The sequence below is a fragment of the Nocardia sp. NPDC052254 genome, from assembly GCF_040679495.1.
Taxonomy (GTDB): domain Bacteria; phylum Actinomycetota; class Actinomycetes; order Mycobacteriales; family Mycobacteriaceae; genus Nocardia.
Genome location: NZ_JBFAUW010000019.1, coordinates 20,806 through 37,806 on the forward strand (window position 1 = coordinate 20,806; position 17,001 = coordinate 37,806).

Consider the following 17,001-nt stretch of genomic DNA (forward strand, 5'->3'; position numbering starts at 1 on the left):
CCATCGGTTCACATGTCCGAGACCGGACCGTGCCCGGTGTGGTCACCGCGGATCGTCCCAGCGAATTTCCGGACAACGGTGGCCAACCCTCCACGTGCTGCGTGTCGGACCGGGCCGGTGCGGATTCGATCCGTAAGCTGCGGCTGATCTGCGGTAGTTGCCGCACTTCCGGCAGCTCGCGAACCCATTGGGTCGATCCCGCTTCGGCCCCGCATCCGGCGTGGCGGTGGGAAGGACATGTGTGGCGGCATCCGATTCGGTTTCCCGGCGTTCGGTGCTGCGGGCGGCGGCATCGGTGGCGGCGCTGGGCGCGTTCTCCGCCGGGTGCGCGGACCACGACGACGAGCTGACCTTCTTCTTCCAGGCCCGCCCGGAAGAGGCACGCGCACGGATGCGCATCATCGACGAATTCGCGGCACGCCGGCCGGACATCAGAATCCGGACCGTCCTGTCCAGCCCCGACCCGCTGCAGCAGATGCTCACCTTCTGCGCGGGCGGCAAGTGCCCGGACGTGCTGATGGCCTGGGAAATGCTCTACGCCGGACTGGCCGAGCGCGGTGTCCTGCTCGATCTGAACCCGCTGCTGGCGCGCGACCCGAACGCCGCCGCGGAGCTGCGCCGCGACAGCTATCCGACGCTGTACGACACCTTCTCCTATCGCAACGGTCAGTACGCGCTGCCCGAACAATGGTCCGGGGTCTTCGTCTACTACAACCGGAAACTGTTCGACCGGGCCGGAATCCGGCCGCCCACCCGCTGGGCGGGCAGCTGGACCTACGCCGAATTCCTCGAAGCAGCACAGGCTCTGACCGAACGCGACGGCAACGGCCGGGTACGGCAGTGGGGCTTCGTCGACGGCTGGGTGCCGTACTACTCCGCGGCCGTTTTCGCGATGAACAACGGTGCGCAGTGGTTCAGCCCGCCCAAGGATCCCACCCATACCGAGATGGGGGATCCACGGTTCGCGGAGGGCTTCCAGTTCTACGCGGATCTGTCGGTGCGCTACCGAGTCGCGCCCTCGAATGCCGACCGGCAATCGCTGACGGCGTCGGACGTATTCGGCAGCGGGCGGGCGGGCATGCTGCTCGGCGGGCACTGGCTGTATTCGGAGCTGATCGAACACGACGATCTCGACTTCGATGTGACCGCACTGCCGGTCGGCCCGCACGGTGGTCCGGATGCGATCACCGATGTGGGCTGTACCGGGCTCGCCATCGCCGCATCGAGCCCACATCGGGACAAGGCCTGGGAATTCGTCAAATTCGCGACCGGCCCGGAGGGGCAGGAACTGATCGCGCGATCGGGATTGTTCGTCCCGGTATTGCGCTCGGCCATGTCGTCGCCGGGTTTCGCCGCCGCGCACCGCGATGTGCGAAACATGGAGATCTTCACCGAGGGGCCCGCGCATTCGCGTCAGCTCGTGGTGAGTCCGGCCTGGGGCAAGATCGACTCGCTGCTCTCCCGGGACTGCAACCGGGTGCTGCGCGGCGCGGCTCCGGCCAGTTCGCTCGCCGATACCGCCGACGATGTGAATCGGCTGCTGCGGGAACGGATATGAGCGGCCGACGGCCGGCGGCGATCGGCCGGTGGGCCGGCGACATCGACGTGTGCGCGGTCGATCGCACCCCGGGACCGGAGGGTACGGCACGGCATCGCTCATCGCGCGCAGCGGAAAGCTTCACCGGTGCGGGCGCACAGGATTCCATCGCTCGTCGGCTCCCGTGGCACCGGGGGCGGCATCGCCGAGGTGCGGCACGCTCGCACGGTTCGGCGGTCGACCGGATGCGCACCCGGGCCGGGATCCGGTTCGTGGCACCGAATCTGGCGGCGGTGGGTGTCTTCCTGCTGTTCCCCCTCGGGTTCTCGCTGTATCTCAGTTTTCATTCGTGGGATCTGTTCAGTCCCATGAGGTTCGTCGGATTGAGCAACTTCCGCCGGCTGTCGCACGATCCGCTGTTCTACATCGCCCTGCGCAACACGGCACTGTTCACCCTGTTCACCCTCGTTCCCACCGTTGCGATCAGTCTCGGCGTCGCCGCGGCACTCAATCGGAAACTGCGGGGGATGGGCATCTTCCGGACCCTTGCCTTCCTGCCGCTGGCCGCGTCGACGGTGGCGATGGCGGTGGTGTGGCGTTTCCTGTTCGCCGCCGACGACGGGCTCGTCAACCGGATACTCGACGGCGTGGGCCTGGCTCAGGTGCCGTGGCTGAGCGATCCGAATTGGGCGCTGGTGGCCCTGAGTATCGTCACGGTGTGGAAGGGCGTGCCGTTCGCCACCGTCATCCTGCTGGCGGCGATGCAGAGCGTGCCCGAGAACCTGTACGAGGCCGGACGGATCGACGGAGCCGGGGCGCTGCGCCGATTTCGCTCGATCACGGTGCCACTGATTCGCGGTCCGCTCTCGTTCGTGTTCGTGATCACCATCATCAATTCGGTTCAGGCGTTCGACCAGGCCTATGCCCTGACCGACGGTAACGGCGGACCGGAGACCGGAACCTTCGTGCTGGGAATCATGCTGTTCGAAAACGCTTTCCGCTTCTACGAGGTCGGGTACGCGGCCGCGCTGGCCTGGGTGATGTTCGCCTTGTTGTTGGTGCTCACCCTGATTCAGCTGTGGTTGTCCCGCCGGGAGGACCGATGAGCACGACCGACGGCGCCGGGCCGCGGATCGACGACAGGCCCGCGCCGATGCCGCGCCGGAGCCGGGCCGAGCGCGCGATCGTACGGCGAACGACGCGGGGCGTCCTGCTGTATCTTCTGCTGATAGCGATCGCCTGGTGTGCGATCGGCCCCATCCTGTGGGCGCTCGCGGCCTCGCTGAAATCCGAGGGCGAGATCGCGGATCCGAATCCGCTGCCGCTGCGCCCGCACTGGTCCAACTACCGCGAGGCATTCGATCTGCTGCCTTTGGGCAGGATGCTGGCCAACACCGCGATCTATGCCGGATGTGTGACCGCCGGGCAGGTACTGTTCTGCTCCCTCGCGGGATATGCGTTCGCGCGCTTGCGCTTTCCCGGCCGCGATGTCGTGTTCATCGCCTATCTGGCGACGCTCATGGTCCCGATCACCGTGACCGTGATTCCGCAATTCCTGCTCATGCGGGCCTTCGGCTGGGTCGATTCGCCATGGTCGATGATCGTGCCCGGCCTGTTCGGCTCCGCCTTCGGCACCTATCTGATGCGCCAGTTCTTCCGCACGCTCCCGGTGGAACTGGAGGAGGCGGCGATCCTGGACGGTTGCACCATCTGGCAGACCTACTGGCGGATCCTGGTCCCGCAGGCGCGCCCGGCGATGATGGTGCTGGCGGTACTCACCTGGATCACCGTGTGGAACGACTTCCTGTGGCCGCTGGTGATGATCCAGCGCAACGATATCGCCACGGTCACTTTGGGTTTGGTGCGATTGCAGGGCCAGTACCACACCAACTGGCCGATCCTGATGGCCGCCGCGCTGATCGTGCTTGCTCCGCTGCTGGTGGTGTACCTGTACGCGCAGAAGTCCTTCGTGCGCGGAATCGCGCAGTCCGGCCTGGGTGGCAGGTGAATCGGAATGCGCACCGGCGCAGTCGAATGCGGCCAGTAGGATCGGTCCGATGCCCAGCTACGCAGAGATAACTCGGCATTCGGACCCCGACCCGGACCTGGACCCGTGGGTCGGTGGCCGCCCCGAGGAACCCCCCGTCGACATCGTCGCCTACGACCCACGGTGGCCGCAGCGCTTCGAGGCCCAGGCCGCACGGATCCGCTCCGTCCTCGGCGGCACGGTCCTCGAGATCGACCATGTGGGATCGACCTCGGTCGAGGGGCTCGCCGCGAAGGATGTCCTCGATATCGACCTGACCCTCGCCGACCCGCGCGCCGAGGAAACCTATGTGCCGCTGCTGGAACCACTCGGTTACGCACACATCATCCGCGAACCGTCCTGGCACGAGCATCGCATGCTGCAACTGGCCGAACCCCGCGTCAACCTGCACGTCTTCGGCCCCGACTGTCCGGAGGTCATCCGGCACCGCATGTTCCGGGACTGGCTGCGCACCCATCCGGACGATCGCGCGCTCTACGAGGCCGCGAAACGCTCCGCCGTGCCGGGTGGCGGTGCCACGGTGGACTACAACCTGCGCAAGCAGCCGGTGATCCGGGTGATCTACGACCGCCTGTTCCGTGCGGCGGGCATGCTGTAGATCGGCTGATGAGCCCGATCATGCTGTGCGTGAGTGCTTGTCACGGTGCAACGGCAGCGCGGTAACGCCGGCCCAGGATGCGAATGTGCTCGACCAGTTCCGGTGGGCTGTCGACCCGGAAATCCATCATCAGCATGCTCAGATAGATGGCGATCGTCTCCAAAGTGTCGGCGCCGGTGTACAAGACGCACGAGTCGCCATCCACCGGTTCCACCACTCCGACGGTCGGATTGATCCGCGCGATCACCGTCTCGGCCGGGGCGAGCACCGTGACGCGGGCATGGACTCGCCAGCCGGCCGTGGCGATCTCGCGTAGCACGAACGCCACCAGATCGTCATCGGGCAGTGCGCGGGCGGCGAAGCTCCGGGACGTCGTGGTCACCTGCGCGAGGCCGGCGACGGGAATCGCACGCCAGCAATGTCTTTCGAGGTCGTACGCCACCAGATACCACCGGCGCTGCCAGTTGATCAGCCGATACGGCTCGACGACGCCGGTGTCGGCGTCCAGTATCCGGGTGCCGCGAATTGCCGAGGCGATGGTGGCGAGGGTTTGTGCCGGGACCGGCGCATCGGGTTCGCGTGAGCCGGTGACCGCCGGCCCGATCTCGGTGGCCGTGCGGAGCGCTGTCACCTTGCGTTGCAAGCGAATCGGCAGAATGCGTTCCAGTTTCGCCAGCGCCCGCGCGACATTCTCGTCGATATCGGCGATACCGGTGGAGCCGTCCTCGGCCAGCCCGATCGCCACCGCGACCGCGACCGCCTCGTCGTCGTCGAGCAGCAGCGGAGGCATGGTTTTGCCCTGTCCGAGTCGATAGCCGCCCACCGCTCCGCGCTCGGCATGGACGGGATAGCCCAACTCTCGCAGCCGCGCGATGTCCTGCCGCAGCGTCCGGTCCGTGATGTTCAGTCGTTGCGCGAGCTCGCGGCCGGTGTAGGTGCGGTCCTGCAACAGCGACAGCAGACGCAGGACGCGGGTTGTGGTGGAGGTCACAAAATAGCCGTTCGCCGTCCGGGTTCCATTAGGAAGAAAACAAGCCTAATTGCCGCATAGCCTGAGTTCAACGCCGAAACGAACGAAAGGCTCCATGATGAACAGCACCGCGCAGGCTTCCGATCCCGCCGCCGTCCTCGCCCCGGTGTGGCGGGAGGTGCTCGCCGAGTCGTACCGCGCGCTCACGACCGCCGTGGCCGGTATCGCCGATCATCAGTGGCAGGTGCCGACCCCCTGCTCGCAGTGGACCGTCACTCAGGTCGTCCAGCACGCCGCGGGCGACCAGCTCGCCTACGCCGCGGCGCTCGGCATCGGCACCGGCCCCGCCGAGGACCCCTTCGCGCCCTCGGGTTCGATCGCCGGCACCGCGGCCGATCTGATCGCCACTGCCGTCGACGAGACCGCCGCCGCCTGGGCCACCGTCACCGACGACACCGAAACCGTGCCCACCCCGCTCCCGCACGGCGCCCTGCCGACCGCCGTCGCCGCGGTGATGTGCGCCCTCGACGCCGGCGTCCACGCCTGGGACATCGCGATCGCCACCGGACAGCCGTCTCCGCTGACCGAGGACCTGGCCACCGCATTCCTCACCGCCGCAACGGGTTTGGTTGAGCCCCTGCGTCAGTGGGGCGCCTACGCGGCGGTGCTGGACGGAGAGCCGGGCGATTCCGCGGTGGATGCGCTGCTGCGCTATCTGGGCCGCGATCCGCGGGCCTGAGCCCACCATGGAACCGCGTAGCCGGGACAGTGCGCACGGGCACTCCCGGCCTTGCGCAGCACGATTCACTGCCTGCCGACCGTAGCTCGACCGGTCACGGCCGACTCGGAAAGCCAATGAGGCCCAGGGGATCTCGATATCGAAGGGGTGTCCGAGAACGACCCCCGCCTCGTCCTTGTGCGTCCATTCCCCGACCAGAAGATAATTGGCCGGCCGCAGCGCAGCCACACGACCCGGCCCTCCCAGAGTTCGATCTGGTCCGCGACTTCCTCCGGAAGCCGCACCAGTTCCTCCCACGTCATGAATTCGGGGAGGTCGGGGCGGTCGATACCGGGCACGACCATGCCGTAATGGTAACTCGGCGACCGGGAGACGCACTCGTGGTCGCGAGGTCGGGAGGTTCGGATCAGGCCACGTGCGCGCGATCTTCGTGCCAGCGATCCACCGCGGTCTGCACGGCCTCTTCGTCCTGGGTCGCATGAGCACCCGACGCCCCGGCCGCCCCGACGATCACGCCGTTCTCGGTGACCAGAACACCGCCCGCGAACGGGATGTAGTCGCCGCCGTAGAGATGCTGAATGCTGTCGACGATCTCGCCCGGCAACGGGATTCGTCCCGACCGCTGAAGAGTCAACAGCGCACTGCGGGCCTTGGCCACGGCGAGCCGACTGGTCATGGGCATACCACCGTCCGAGCGTCGTAGCGTGATCACCGCACCACCCACATCGGTGACGGCGATGGCCAGCGGCGGAAACCCGCGTTCGGCACCGACTGCCAGTGCGGTGGAAACCAGCCAATCCGCGTCGGCCAGGCGCAATCCGGGAAGACGGGGAATCTGCGACATGAACTCGACCTTGGTATCGCGTCGCAGCAGGCTGATGCCGTACGGAAAATGGCGTGCCCCTTGCGGATCGCCGCGATTACACTCCGTCCGGTATGCGAACCGGAGGAGGGGAAATGAAGCTGGCCGAGGCTTTGGCATTGCGTGCGGATGCGGTGAAACGAATCGAACAGCTGCGCACCCGGATCGGTGGTAACGCGCGCTTCCAGGAGGGTGAGGAACCCGCCGAGGATGCCGCGGCGCTGCTTGCCGAGGTGGGTGAGGTGATTGCCGAGTTCGAGGATCTGGTCCGGCGCATCAATCGCACCAACGCGGCATCGCCGATCGGCGACGTCGGCACCGTGACCGATGCGCTGGCCCGTCGCGATGCGCTGCGGCTGCGGCATTCGATCGTCACCGGCGCCGCCGATGCCGCCGTCGGCCGGGGACAGGGCGGGTACGGGCGGCAGCTGCGCTCGGAGTTGAAGATGTTCTCCGCGCTACCCGTCGCCGAGCTGCGTGCGCAGGCCGACGACCTCGCTCGCGAACTGCGCGAGATCGATACGAGCGTCCAGCGCGCGAATTGGGAGATCGATCTGCTGGACTGAGGGATGGAGCAGGTAGTCGTCGCGGAGGCGTGCACAACCCGCAGGGCCGTGCGGGCAATGACGGCCCACCTCCTGGTGCATGGCGGGCAGTGCGGGGGTTCGATTCCCCAATTCACAACTCAGCCCAGCATCGCGCACAGGTGACAGATAACGGCACACGCCGCACAACCACGTGCAGATCCGCGACGGCGAGGGCGGGTAAGGGGCCTCCATCCCCACGCCGCGACCTGGGCAGATGTAACTGCCCGGGTCGCGCCGCGTAGACTCCTGCACTCGTGAGTCTCACCCTCGGTATCGTCGGTCTGCCCAACGTCGGAAAGTCGACGCTGTTCAACGCGTTGACCCGCAACGACGTGCTCGCCGCGAACTATCCGTTCGCCACCATCGAGCCCAACGTCGGCGTGGTGCCGCTGCCCGACCCGAGGCTCGACAAACTCGCCGAGATTTTCAGCTCCGAGCGCATCGTTCCCGCGACGGTCTCCTTCGTGGACATCGCCGGCATCGTCAAGGGCGCCTCCGAAGGCGCGGGCCTGGGCAACAAGTTCCTCGCCAACATCCGCGAAGCCGACGCCATCTGCCAGGTGGTCCGGGTCTTCGCCGATGACGACGTGATCCACGTCGACGGCAAGGTCGACCCCCTCAGCGATATCGAGGTCATCGAAACCGAGCTCATCCTCGCCGACCTGCAGACCCTGGAGAAGGCGGTAGTCCGCCTCGATAAGGAAGCCAAGGTCAAAAAGGATCGCAAGCCGGTCGCCGACGCCGCCAAGCAGGCGCAGGAATTCCTCAACGAGGGCAAGACCCTCTACGCGGTCCGCGACAAGATCGACGCCGACCTCCTGCGCGAACTGTCGCTGCTCACCACCAAACCCTTCCTCTATGTCTTCAACGCCGACGAGTCGGTCCTGACCGACGAAGCCCGCGTAGCCGAGTTGAAAGCCGCTGTCGCCCCGGCAGATGCGGTCTTCCTGGACGCCAAGGTCGAAGCCGAACTCCTGGAACTCGACGCCGAATCCGCCCTGGAGTTGCTGGAATCCATCGGCCAGACCGAACCGGGCCTGCACGCCCTGGCTCGCGCCGGCTTCCACACCCTGGGCCTGCAGACCTACCTCACCGCGGGCCCGAAAGAGGCCCGCGCGTGGACGATTCACCAGGGTGACACCGCGCCGAAGGCAGCCGGAGTCATCCACACCGACTTCGAGCGCGGCTTCATCAAGGCCGAGGTCGTGGCCTATGACGATCTGATCGAGGCAGGGTCGATGGCGGCCGCCAAGTCCGCGGGCAAGGTGCGAATGGAGGGGAAGGACTACGTCATGCACGATGGCGACGTGGTCGAGTTCAGATTCAACGTCTGAGCCGCCCACGAATTAGGGGAGCCCCGGGCGCATGAATTTCTTCCGAGGCGACACCGGGGCGTTCGTGGTCAGAATAGCCTCTTGTACAGAGATTTCGAGCCGCCATCGCAGAGGAAGCTGGTCCCAGAGGCCCGCTTGATGGAGGTACGGTTGGCTCATGATTTCGGCTGTTGTATTCGACGTTGGTGAGACGCTCGTTGACGAGAGCCGGGAGTACGGCACGTGGGCTGACTGGCTCGGGGTTCCCCGGCACACCTTCTCCGCGGTCTTCGGTGCGGCCATTGCGAGTGGTCTCGACTACCGACAGGCGTTCCAAGTCTTCCAGCCGGACTTTGATCTGACGCGTGAGCGCCAGGCGCGGGTTGATGCTGGTGTGCCCGAGACCTACGGTGAGGGTGACCTGTACTCGGATGTTCGGCCTGCTCTGTCGAAACTGAAGGAGTTGGGCGTCTGGGTGGGAGTCGTGGGCAATCAGACAGTTCGCTCCGGGAAGATTCTGCGGAGTCTCGACCTTCCGACGGATTTCATCGCCACGTCAGATGATTGGGGTGTCGCAAAGCCGTCGGTCGAGTTCTTCGCCAAGGTCGTCGAAGTCGCGCCTTGCGTTGCGGAGGAGATCGTCTATGTCGGCGATCGCATCGACAACGATGTTGCGCCGGCGAAGAAGGCCGGTATGCGTACGGCCTATATCCAGCGGGGGGCGTGGGGGTGGATCCTGCGAGACAGCCCGGAAGTTGCGGATCTGTCCGATTGGAAGATTCGCGATCTCGCCGAACTGCCGGAAATTGTTGTGGCAGAGAATACTTCATCGCGACAGTGAATTTACTGTGGTGTGCCAGTCGTAGAGCAGGTCATCGAGTCGTCGTACCGCCGGTAGCGAATCCCAGGGTTTGAGGGCCTGGCGGACAGTCTTCACGCGATCCATCGCAGTTGCGTACCAGTGCTGTCCGAGACCATCGAGGGCCTGTTCGGCGTAGGCGCAGGCTTGTTCGGGATCTTGGTCCAGGACGGCGGCTGAAGCCATATCCGCGAGGTAGATCGTTCGCTGTTTGATCGACTCGACGGGAAGATCCATGAGCACGCTCTCGAGAGTTGCTCTGGCCTCACGGCCTCGGCCGGCGATCAAAAGGGTGTTGCCCTTGAAACCGGAAAGCCGGGTCGGGTTGAACCAATCGAGCCATGCGGGAGACGGATTCGTCTCGCTGTCGTACTTGCGGTATCGCTCCTCCGCCTCATGGATCAACGTCAATGCTCGCCGCGTATCACCAAAGCGCGTCTCGACTTCGGCCTCGACCGCATCCAGCCATGCCAGGTATTCAGCGCTCGCCTCACCACGGCGGGCGAACGTTCGCGCTGCGCGAAGTCGGTCCCGAGCTTCTTCTGCACGGCCTGAGTCGCCTGAGAATGCTGGGATGAAGGCCATGTGTGCCAGTGCTGCGCCGCCGAGGAGCGCGTCGCCTGCATCGTGTGCGGCTTGGAGCGAGTTGGTGAAATGCCTTTGTGCTGCTTCCGGTTGCTGCAGATCGAAGAATTCGATGCGACCGGCGAGCAGGGCTGATTCAGAGACAGCCTTGGCCAGAGCTTCTTTCGACGAACCGGCCGCGCGCGGCAGCATGTCCAGTCCCATTGCCGCGTGCTCGGCTGCAGCGTGATGGAGCTTCGCGCCGGGCAAGGACCAGTAGAGGCGGCGGTGGGCAACGGTTATGGCCGCGTAGTCGTTCGCTGCGGAAGCGGGGAGTGGCGCGGCCGAGCCGCCGAGTTGCCGGGACGCCCGTGGTCGGGAGCTGTTTCTATTCGCCGAATTATCTGTGGCGGTTACGTTCTCGGACCAAGGCGGAGTGAACCCGAGTTCCCCAATCGGCCGCTGGAACAGGGCCTCCAACGCAGCCGCATGCTCGGGATGGGGCCACGGCGACTCGTCGGATTCCCAGCGTCGAACAGTCCTTGTGCTTATCGAGATTCGGAGACCGATCGTTCGTGCCGTCTCATTGAGCGCTTCTGCCAGTGCGGTCTGCGATCGGTAGCCGAGAGCCTGCCGGGCAGCGCGCAGTGCGGAGTTCCCTGGAGTCGTCATGTGTTGAGACTAGCCGCTTTTGGGCGCGAAGGCAGACGAATACGCATCTCTATGGCCGCGTAATGTCCTCTTTTATGTCCTTTATTAGTCCATCAGATGGATCGAATATGGGTTCAAGCTCCTGAGGTGAGGTCCTGCCTTCTGGGTGATCGCATCGGAGAACTCATACACAAAGGGGGGTAACGCATGAGAGGGCATCCGTCCGCGCTCGGCTGGATCGACCCGGAGGTGTCCGGGGCGCCGGAGTGGGATGCGGCGCAGATTCGTCGGCTCGCTCGCCGACTGGGATATGTCCTGATCTGGCCGGATGACTTCGTTGTTCCGCTCGTCGATTACGTCCGCGGGTCGGATGTCGATGCCGTTTTGGTTCCGGCTCCGGCCTGCCTGTGTGCCGGTGAGCTGGATGCGTTGATGCACGTTGTCGACGTCGAGACTGTCTGGCCGAGAATGTCTTTCGCCAGGTGGTCCGCCCTGGGGTGTGGGCGATGACCGCTACGAGAATGCGAGCCGGCCAGAACATCGTCTACGGCTGATGCATCGGTCTCATCTTCCGGACGACTGCACTGTCCATCTGCAACGCGTACCTGTTGTTGGGCCAGTGCCGCTGAACTGCGAACCTGCTCGCACTCAATCAATAGTTCTGGGCCGCAGTCGATTCGATCCTCTGGAATCGGTCGACTGAACCTAATCCGGGATCGCGCGGCCTCGCGGACCAAACCTCTCCATTGATTCGACCCTGGAGGTCATTAGTGATCGTCAAGCTCCCGTCCCCGGACGAACTGTTGGAAGCGTGCAACGGAACGATCCGGCTCAACCATCCTGTGCTGCATGCCGCTCGCGATCTGACTGCGCTCCACGCCGATCGCCGTTCTCCCGTCTCAGATCTCGATAGTAAATTCGACTGTCCCCGAGCTGAACTGGTGTGTGCGGTCGACCGCTGGGTGGCATCCCACCTCCCGCAGGCGCGAGGCGCCTCCTACCTGCACGCGGAGTCGATCGGCATGGTAATCGACCGGATCGCTCAGTATCGCGTTGACGCTCACGCCGCGCTGAGCAGCCGGATAGCCGAGCCGCATCGTCACTTCCTCTGGCAACGCCTCGCGGAACTCACTGTTGCCTATGGTGATTTGGCCTTCGAGATCAGCGCCGGCATGCGGAACGTGCCTGCTCTCACCTATCTGGTGGACGCCACCGGTCGTCGCTCCATAGGCTGATCATATGAAGGGGTTCATGATCGTTATGGGGGTTGTCTTCCTACTGTGGGGCTTTGTCAGTTTGGTGTACCCCGAGCAGGTTTGGCGCAAGACGGAGGGTTGGAAGTACGACGATCCTGATGCGAACAAGCCAAGCGAGGCTGGTTACCTGGAGAAGGCTGGCGGTCTTCTGTTCGGCGGAGCCGTTCTGCTGGTGATCGCCTTCACGATGTTGTGAGGCCCAGAGCTCGATTGGGAAGAGCCGAGTCCCGAACAGCCTGTGCCAGAGGGCTCTTCATGAGATGGTCTGGCTATGGGCAACCTATCGGCTGTTGACCGCTGATGCGACTACTGTGGCTATCTCCTGAACGTGATCGCACGGATTCCAGTCTGTGAACGTGCCGGTGCTGGTTGCTTCGACCACAAGAGAGCTGTCGGGGCCTTTTGTTACTACGTCACAGTATTCCGATGAAGGATCATGGTAAGCAACGGCAGGTTGCCCGTCGATTTGGATGTCGGTCGCAGTAGACGCTTCGCGCTGGCGGAACTGATCCAACGTAATTCCAGTCGACGAGATGTTTACCGAGCGGGTGGTAAGCAACTGTCCGTTTACATCTTCTTTGTGGTCGAACCGGCAGCTGATGAATGCGTAGCCAGTATGGATTTGGTCGCTGCGCCTGCGAGTTTTTGGATCGAACCCCGCCTTGGTTATGGTCTCGTCGCCGATGCCGGTGCAAGGATCGAACCCTACTGGCCGGGTTCCGTTCGGGTCTTGATCCGGGGCTGCCTTGACTGTCATTGCAATGTCTGGGCTCGAGACAGGGGTGCTTGCGGGGGAGGTTTCGTTGTTGTCGCCATCGGATGAACAGGCCGACAGCGCCAGTGCCAGTGTCGCTGCCGCTACTGCCGGTAAAAAACGCCTCATGCGAGACCCTCTCCTGAGATTCCGTAGCTTTGGGCCTGGTTTATTCTGTCGGCGCTCGTCTTGTCTGCCTCCTGGATCAGCCCGCCTGCTCGAAGGTAAACTTCCTTCAACTGTAAGGCTCCATCAATGAGATGAGCTAGCGTTTCTCCGCCATCCTGGGCCTTCTTGGCGAATCCTGATTGCAGCTCTTTTCCGGTTTGGAATCCTCCGAACCCTTGGGCGTTCTCTGCATCGCGCAGCTTGTCGCGAATAGACTTCAGGGTTTCTACCGCCCGGTCGTACAGTTGAGCGGCCTGGCGCGCCGCGGATGCGTCGTATCGAATCTGACCGCTGCTCACGGCGGAGTTGAAAACCTGGATCTGTGCTTGTCCAAAGTCCAATTTCTGTCCCGGCATACGTGCCTCCTCTGGTCCGGCTACTCCGCCCATCCTGGAGTGAACGGCTCGATCTTCGGTGGTTCATTCTCGGTTCGGGTTGGTTTCGGCGGTTGGGGGCCGCCCCAGCGGGACTCTGTCCAAGGATTGCAGAGATCGCGGTATTGCGAGCCGCCGTGAGGGTAGGAAACGAATGTAAATTGCGAGAACACGTTCGATTTCGGACGTGCGCTCTTGTATGGTGGTCCTGGTATTTCCGGGCCACTCGGAGTCTCGGTGCGTTTGATGGTTGCAGGGTCGACATTGGAAATGCCGGCTACGTCGACAGCGATTACATCCAGCCCCTCCAGCGGCTTCGCGGGATCCGGAATTGGGTAGTTGTTCCCGACTTTCCTGGCTGTTCCGGTCATATCCTTGCAGACGATATCCCTGGTCCCACCTGGAGTGGGAAGTGGGATTATATGAAGGTAGGCAGTTCCGATCCCTTCCGTCATTGCATGTGGCGTGTATGCGTCGACATCGACTGAGTGGTCCGATGCTTCCTGCCAGCCTGGATATCCGTAGGCCACGCTCAGGTAGGTCGCTATTGTGTTACTTTCGATTGCCGCACGAACCATGCGTATCTCGTTCGAGTTCAGATCTACGCCCGGTTCGGCCGACCAGCGGAAGGAAATAGCCCAGGGCGGGACAGTTGCCGATTTCTTGGATTCGTGGCCGCACGACGATGTTGTGCAGACCAGTATTGCTGCTGCCGGCACCGCATATTTAGATAATCTACGAAACCAAGACATCAGTGCCCCTTCAGGACGGTGCTCTTGTATTCGTCAGTCGAGTAAGTGTAATGATTGAATATGTTTGCCTGTGCAATTGTTGCTGCGTTAAAACCCGGTACGTCGACGCCAACTCCGGACAGCCACGAACCTGCGGTCGAATGGAAGGCCGCCGTGTTGAATACCGCGTTGTCCCCAGCAGGGCCGACTATATCTGAGTAATTCTTCAGGTGGCCGTTTTCCAGCCAATCCGGATTGATGGAGGATGCGTTGCTGGGTGCATTTTCGAAGAAGTGCGGATCGCGGCTGGATAGTGACTGAAGCATCGAATAGTATCGGTGTCCCGCCAGTTCGTCCTGCAGGACGTTCTGTTGTTCCAGCGGGATCGATTTGTATTCCGGCTTGATTTCATCGCCGATATACTTGCCTGCAAGATCTATTGCAGTCCCTCCTGGCCAGAATTATTCGCCTGCAGCATCCGAGATCATGGTACTGGCCATATCGACCGCAAGCTTCTTCCGGCCAGCGTTTTCCTCCTCTGCTTCCCGTGCATCCAGACCGCGGTCGAATGCCTCGGCTCGCAATCCTTGTTCTTGGATCCCGGCCAGTCGGCCGGCGGCATTGGCATATTGATCACGATCGTTCGACGGTTGATCGTGGAGAAAGGCGTACTGGGCGGCGTAGGCGTTGGTACGTTCGGTGATTGAGGCGTTCCACGCACCTGAGGAGATCTCATCGGTGTTGAAGAGCGTAGAGAGGCGCACGGCCTGAAGGTTCCGGTCCTCGGTTCCCCGCAACTCGAAGGCCGGATGAGGATGATCGGGAGCGAGAGCCATATCATCCAGGTAAGGGATCATCGCGCCGGTCAACTGCCTGGTCAGTCCAGGGTTGACCTGTCCGAGGGACTGGTTGTCGTGCCCGGGCATATTCATCAGCGCTTCGAATGGGCCCATGTACCCATCTTTGCCGTCCGTGTCGGAGGTCAGTACCGCGGCTAGGCCTGATGCGGCCCGTCCGGCCAAGTGTGACTGCTCGGGGGTTATCTCTGGATGTCCATCGATCGCCGGATGCGGGTTAGCCTCTTCGCCAATCCAATTGAAGAGCTGCGGTGGTTGCTTTCCGTTCGAGTCGTCCCAGTCGTACTGCAGGAGCGGCTGGATCACCTTCTTCGGGTCATAACCTTGTTCCAGCGGCACCGAGCCGGGCTCGGCCTGTCCGGTCAACAATTGGGTCGTGGCTTCGTGGTTTCGGCTGGAGACTTCCAGGTAATCGCGCATGACGCCTTCCATCGAAGACCGCGACACCGGCCTCCCTGGAAGACTCGCTGCGTCGGGATCCATCCCGGACGTTCCGAGCGCTGCGGCCTGGCGGGTCAGTTCACGTGAAAACTCGGTTCCGGGCTCGAATCCAGGATTGGATTGCTTGATCAGGTCCCCGAGTCGCCTGGTGTCCTTCAAGAATCGGTCTTGGCCGCCGAGCTCCGTGTCCGGTGGGCAGGTGGGATAGGTCTTGGAATTCGCGTCCGGCCCGCCTATACGTGTCGACACCAACTTCTGAAGATCTTCCGGGAACTGCTTGTAGCTCCCAGGCGATTTCAGCGTCCCGTCCGGATTGCGCCCGGTGCCGATGTGCTCGTTCGACACCACCATGAGCCCGTTCGCCAGTGCGTCCCGTCGCGCGGCAGCGACCGTATTCCCACTGTCCTCTTGGGTCTTGAGGTAGTCGTTCATCGCCAGGATGCCGTCTTTGCCGGCGCTCTGGTAGAACTCGCGGTAGTACTCCTGGGTCGATGCGGGGAGGGTGGCGACATCCTTGCCGTTGGCCAAGTCCTGCAGGTCTTGTTCGGTGAGGATGCCTTCCGGCAGGTGTGCGGCGATCTCGTCGAGTTTGGCCTTGTCGACCGTTCCGTCCGGGTGGAAGGCGTCGTGAACCGCTTTGCCGTCCTCTTGACCGAATTTCGCGCTGTCTGTCGCACTCACCGGCGCGTCGACTCCGCTGCCCAGCAGATCGCCTCGGTCGCGAATCTTCTGCGCGGCATCGGTCAATGCCGTGCTCGCTTCGCTGATCGCCTGCGCCAAGCTGTAATACGCGCTGTTGATCAACCCCTGGTGATGGTCGATGCGGTCCTTTGTCTTCTGCAGATCGTCGGCGATCATTTTGCCGCTCAGAATGACCTGCTTCGTCTGAACCACCCAGCGTTCGCTGACTACCAGTCCAAGTGGTGCCTCCGTGTCGCCTTCCGCGTCGGACACCTTGGCGAGCAGGGTTCGTTTCTCGTCGGCGAGACGACCGGATGCGGCTCGGAGGGCATCGGTCGCGGTGCGGATCTCCTGGGAGAGCTTGCGGCCTTCGGTGTTCTCCTCACTGAACTTGTCGTAGGCGGCATCGCGGGCGACGCCCTTCCACGTGGTGTCGGTGAAGCGGCTGACCATGCGGCCGAGCTGAGTTTCGTATGTGGCTGTCGCTGTGTCGATCTGAGCAGCCCACTCCGCGAGCGCGCCGGTGTTCCACTTCTCGACGTCGGGGCGAAGCGGCATTACCGGTCACCTTTCGGATGGAAGTCCATGGTCTCGAGTCGCAGTTTGAACTGCTCGTCGGTGACCGTGTACAGGTTCGCCGAGCCGAATACGAGGTCTGCGAGTTTGCCGTAGCGTTCGGCGACCCGGAACCATGCTCCTTCGGTGAACTCGCCGAGTTGGGCGCAGGCCGGGCCGAGATTGCAGCCGGGCAGAGCGTCGGTGAGCTTGTTTCCGTTTGTGCGGATGTCGATACCGTCGACCTGGGTCGCTACGTCGCGCACGGTCGTCACGAGATTGTTGATCTGGTCGATATCTGCTTGCAGCACAGCAGCTTCCCCCTCTGTCCGGTGATCACACTGTGATCCCCCTCGGCTATGGGGGTATTGTGCCATTCGAGTCGTTCCGCAGGGCGGTCCGGAAAGGGGCTGCGGCACAAGGGGGTGTGCGGCGGGGCGGTCGATCATGATGTCGA

18 protein-coding genes and 1 pseudogene are annotated in these 17,001 nt (G+C 63.4%); 10 read left to right on the plus strand and 9 right to left on the minus strand.

Annotation, left to right across the window (positions count from 1 at the left end; genetic code table 11):
- Positions 1–241 precede the first annotated feature (241 nt).
- The 4 genes from AB0L57_RS29545 (at position 242) to AB0L57_RS29560 (ending at position 4,182) form a co-directional block, all read left to right on the plus strand.
- Complete coding sequence (locus AB0L57_RS29545; protein ID WP_364969044.1) at positions 242–1,558, plus strand: sugar ABC transporter substrate-binding protein; 1,317 nt, start codon at positions 242–244, stop codon at positions 1,556–1,558.
- 224 nt (positions 1,559–1,782) lie between these two features.
- Positions 1,783–2,643 carry a sugar ABC transporter permease gene (locus AB0L57_RS29550; RefSeq protein WP_364969244.1) on the plus strand — a complete coding sequence of 287 codons (861 nt, stop codon included), beginning with the start codon at positions 1,783–1,785 and terminating at the stop codon, positions 2,641–2,643.
- 47 nt (positions 2,644–2,690) lie between these two features.
- Positions 2,691–3,545, plus strand: coding sequence for a carbohydrate ABC transporter permease (locus AB0L57_RS29555; protein WP_364969247.1), 855 nt, complete (start codon positions 2,691–2,693; stop codon positions 3,543–3,545).
- 49 nt (positions 3,546–3,594) lie between these two features.
- Positions 3,595–4,182: a GrpB family protein gene (locus AB0L57_RS29560; RefSeq protein WP_364969047.1), complete on the plus strand. Its 588-nt coding sequence runs from the start codon at positions 3,595–3,597 to the stop codon at positions 4,180–4,182.
- 40 nt (positions 4,183–4,222) lie between these two features.
- On the opposite strand, the gene AB0L57_RS29565 is transcribed toward AB0L57_RS29560, so the two are convergent.
- Positions 4,223–5,173, minus strand: coding sequence for a WYL domain-containing protein (locus tag AB0L57_RS29565; protein ID WP_364969050.1), 951 nt, complete (start codon positions 5,171–5,173; stop codon positions 4,223–4,225).
- Between the two features lie 94 nt (positions 5,174–5,267).
- Here AB0L57_RS29565 and AB0L57_RS29570 point away from each other — a divergent pair, with 94 nt between their 5' ends.
- Complete coding sequence (locus AB0L57_RS29570; protein WP_364969053.1) at positions 5,268–5,891, plus strand: TIGR03086 family metal-binding protein; 624 nt, start codon at positions 5,268–5,270, stop codon at positions 5,889–5,891.
- 212 nt (positions 5,892–6,103) lie between these two features.
- Here the strand turns inward: AB0L57_RS29570 and AB0L57_RS29575 are convergent.
- A pseudogene (locus AB0L57_RS29575) lies at positions 6,104–6,193 on the minus strand (Uma2 family endonuclease); the annotation flags it as partial.
- A gap of 104 nt (positions 6,194–6,297) precedes the next feature.
- Positions 6,298–6,735, minus strand: coding sequence for a heme-binding protein (locus AB0L57_RS29580; protein WP_364969055.1), 438 nt, complete (start codon positions 6,733–6,735; stop codon positions 6,298–6,300).
- A 113-nt stretch (positions 6,736–6,848) separates the two neighbouring features.
- On the opposite strand from AB0L57_RS29580, the gene AB0L57_RS29585 reads away from it, so the two are divergent.
- From AB0L57_RS29585 to AB0L57_RS29595, 3 genes are all read left to right on the plus strand, one after another.
- Complete coding sequence (locus AB0L57_RS29585; RefSeq protein WP_364969058.1) at positions 6,849–7,319, plus strand: DIP1984 family protein; 471 nt, start codon at positions 6,849–6,851, stop codon at positions 7,317–7,319.
- Between the two features lie 275 nt (positions 7,320–7,594).
- Positions 7,595–8,674: a redox-regulated ATPase YchF gene (gene ychF, locus AB0L57_RS29590; RefSeq protein ID WP_364969060.1), complete on the plus strand. Its 1,080-nt coding sequence runs from the start codon at positions 7,595–7,597 to the stop codon at positions 8,672–8,674.
- 157 nt (positions 8,675–8,831) lie between these two features.
- Positions 8,832–9,494 (plus strand): HAD family hydrolase, encoded by a 663-nt coding sequence (locus AB0L57_RS29595; RefSeq protein ID WP_364969063.1) that lies wholly within the window; start codon positions 8,832–8,834, stop codon positions 9,492–9,494.
- Here the strand turns inward: AB0L57_RS29595 and AB0L57_RS29600 are convergent.
- Positions 9,480–10,301: a hypothetical protein gene (locus AB0L57_RS29600; protein WP_364969065.1), complete on the minus strand. Its 822-nt coding sequence runs from the start codon at positions 10,299–10,301 to the stop codon at positions 9,480–9,482. The genes AB0L57_RS29595 and AB0L57_RS29600 overlap by 15 nt on opposite strands.
- 1,196 nt (positions 10,302–11,497) lie before the next feature.
- Between AB0L57_RS29600 and AB0L57_RS29605 the strand changes: the two genes are divergently transcribed.
- Positions 11,498–11,962 (plus strand): DUF4254 domain-containing protein, encoded by a 465-nt coding sequence (locus AB0L57_RS29605; protein ID WP_364969067.1) that lies wholly within the window; start codon positions 11,498–11,500, stop codon positions 11,960–11,962.
- A 4-nt stretch (positions 11,963–11,966) separates the two neighbouring features.
- The gene (locus AB0L57_RS29610; protein ID WP_364969068.1) at positions 11,967–12,179 is read left to right on the plus strand and encodes a DUF6199 family natural product biosynthesis protein; all 213 of its coding nucleotides are present in this window, start codon (positions 11,967–11,969) and stop codon (positions 12,177–12,179) included.
- A gap of 84 nt (positions 12,180–12,263) precedes the next feature.
- Here AB0L57_RS29610 and AB0L57_RS29615 read toward each other — a convergent pair whose 3' ends face one another.
- The 5 genes from AB0L57_RS29615 to AB0L57_RS29635 all read right to left on the minus strand — a co-directional run bounded on the left by AB0L57_RS29615 (position 12,264) and on the right by AB0L57_RS29635 (position 16,855).
- Positions 12,264–12,866 (minus strand): DUF3558 domain-containing protein, encoded by a 603-nt coding sequence (locus AB0L57_RS29615; protein WP_364969070.1) that lies wholly within the window; start codon positions 12,864–12,866, stop codon positions 12,264–12,266.
- Positions 12,863–13,261: a hypothetical protein gene (locus AB0L57_RS29620; RefSeq protein WP_364969073.1), complete on the minus strand. Its 399-nt coding sequence runs from the start codon at positions 13,259–13,261 to the stop codon at positions 12,863–12,865. Before AB0L57_RS29620 ends, AB0L57_RS29615 begins: the two co-directional genes overlap by 4 nt.
- 769 nt (positions 13,262–14,030) lie before the next feature.
- A complete protein-coding gene (locus AB0L57_RS29625; protein ID WP_364969076.1) occupies positions 14,031–14,336 on the minus strand; it encodes a hypothetical protein in 306 nt (101 codons plus the stop codon).
- 135 nt (positions 14,337–14,471) lie between these two features.
- On the minus strand, positions 14,472–16,547 hold the full coding sequence (locus AB0L57_RS29630; RefSeq protein ID WP_364969079.1) for a hypothetical protein: 2,076 nt from the start codon (positions 16,545–16,547) through the stop codon (positions 14,472–14,474).
- Positions 16,547–16,855, minus strand: a complete 309-nt coding sequence (locus AB0L57_RS29635) for a hypothetical protein (protein WP_364969082.1) — start codon at positions 16,853–16,855, stop codon at positions 16,547–16,549. The genes AB0L57_RS29630 and AB0L57_RS29635 overlap by 1 nt, the downstream gene beginning before the upstream one ends.
- Between the last annotated feature and the right edge of the window lie 146 nt (positions 16,856–17,001).